Genomic DNA, 2,076 nt, shown 5'->3' with positions numbered 1-2,076 from the left:
GTAATCGCATCGCCTTCATCAACCGCCAGCGAGGCCAGCCTGCCGCCAACGCGAAAACTCAGGTTGACGCTACGGATATCGACATTGCCGTACAGCGTCAGGCCATTATCTTGCCGACTTTGATACCACCACGTTCCACCGGCAATCACGGCAACGAGGGCCGCGATAACCAGCCCGAGAACGACAGGTTTTTTCATGACTCCAGACTCCTTTGCGTTAAGCCTTGCAGAATAAGATCGATGTGACAGGTGATCGTTTGATCAATCAGCGCGGTTTTATCTTCATCAAATTGTGACCAACCCGTACGCAACAGAATGGTTTCTTTCCCCAGACGAAAGGCCAGCACCTCGCCGAGGATGGCGTGGGTATGCAGAATCATTTGGGTATCGTTGGCATCGCCGCCGGTATAGGCGGCAATCAGGCGCGTTAAGTGTGTATGCAGCGGATTGATAACCTGGTCGTGCACCAGTTGATAAGCCGCGGTGGGGGAAAGCTGTTCCCGCGAAATAAATTTGCTCAGGTTTACGGTGTCGTCCTGGGTGAGCAACATGATCATATTTTTGCAGGCGCGCAGGATTAATTCGCGCATCGCGCCACGATCCGGTTCTGGCTGAGCGAATAAACGCTCGGCCTCTTCAGCGTGCGGACGAAACTGTGAGCCGATAAAATCGGCAATCCACTGGGCGCAGGCGAGATATAAATCCTCTTTTGAGCCAAAATAGTAGGTGATAGCCGCTATATTTTGCCCGGCCTGCGCGGCGATATCGCGCGTGGTGGCGTGCAGACCATACTCGCCGAATTGTGCCAATGCGGCGGCAATGAGTTGGTTCTTCGCCTGTTCACCTTTGGTTGTCATGGTGGGTGTATTCATAGCATGACCTGATCTTAATCAATCGATTGATTAAGATTATGACTGATATGCAGCCTTGTCCAGTCCGGACCGTTATTTCCCTCGCAGGGATAATTTATGCGGCACATCACAAAAACTGCTACACTCCGCCCCTTCATGACATTGTGGTTTTTGTCATCTCTATTGTATGTATCTCCCTGAAAACGACACCGGTAACGGTCAGGGCGGTTCGGAGTTGTTATGTCTTTTGATTCCCTTGGTTTAAACCCTGAAATTTTACGTGCCGTTGCCGAACAGGGTTACCGTGAACCTACCCCTATTCAGCAACAGGCGATCCCTGCCGTGCTGGAAGGCCGCGATCTGATGGCCAGCGCCCAGACCGGTACGGGGAAAACGGCAGGTTTTACCCTGCCGCTGTTGCAGCACCTGATTACCCATCAGCCGCATGGTAAAAGCCGTCGCCCGGTGCGTGCGCTGATCCTCACGCCAACCCGCGAACTGGCTGCTCAAATTGGCGAAAACGTACGTGATTACAGTAAGTATCTGAACATCCGCTCGCTGGTGGTCTTCGGCGGCGTCAGTATTAACCCGCAGATGATGAAACTGCGCGGCGGCGTAGATGTGCTGATTGCCACGCCTGGTCGTTTGCTCGATCTGGAACACCAGAATGCGGTGAAACTGGATCAGGTTGAGATCCTGGTACTCGATGAAGCTGACCGCATGCTGGATATGGGCTTTATTCACGACATTCGTCGCGTTCTGGCGAAGCTGCCGGCAAAACGCCAGAACCTGCTGTTCTCAGCAACGTTCTCTGACGATATTAAGTCGCTGGCCGAAAAGCTGCTGCACAATCCGCTGGAAATCGAAGTGGCGCGCCGTAATACCGCCTCAGAGCAGGTGACTCAGCACGTTCATTTCGTGGATAAAAAACGTAAACGTGAGCTGCTGTCACAGATGATTGGTCAGGGCAACTGGCAGCAGGTGCTGGTGTTTACCCGTACCAAACACGGTGCGAACCATCTGGCTGAACAGTTGAATAAAGACGGCATCCGCAGCGCGGCAATCCACGGTAACAAATCTCAGGGAGCGCGTACCCGTGCGCTGGCCGATTTTAAATCCGGGGATATTCGCGTGCTGGTGGCGACCGATATTGCCGCGCGTGGCCTCGATATCGAAGAGTTGCCACACGTGGTGAACTACGAGCTGCCAAACGTCCCGGAAGATTA

General features: G+C 53.4%; 2 protein-coding genes and 1 pseudogene. 1 reads left to right on the top strand and 2 read right to left on the bottom strand.

Annotation, left to right across the window (positions count from 1 at the left end; genetic code table 11):
- A pseudogene (locus tag FDX03_RS22875) lies at positions 1 to 197 on the bottom strand (secretion protein HlyD); the annotation flags it as partial.
- Positions 194 to 871 carry a transcriptional regulator CecR gene (cecR, locus tag FDX03_RS00285; protein WP_003035216.1) on the bottom strand — a complete coding sequence of 226 codons (678 nt, stop codon included), beginning with the start codon at positions 869 to 871 and terminating at the stop codon, positions 194 to 196. The gene cecR and the pseudogene FDX03_RS22875, both read right to left, overlap by 4 nt.
- Positions 872 to 1,090: 219 nt before the next feature.
- Here cecR and rhlE point away from each other — a divergent pair.
- A partial coding sequence (rhlE, locus tag FDX03_RS00280; RefSeq protein ID WP_249356953.1) for an ATP-dependent RNA helicase RhlE occupies positions 1,091 to 2,076 on the top strand: 986 nt, incomplete at its 3' end.

Origin of the sequence: Citrobacter sp. wls827 (genome assembly GCF_005280875.1) — a bacterium.
Classification (GTDB): domain Bacteria; phylum Pseudomonadota; class Gammaproteobacteria; order Enterobacterales; family Enterobacteriaceae; genus Citrobacter; species Citrobacter youngae.
This window is presented reverse-complemented; position numbering and strand designations above follow the sequence as displayed.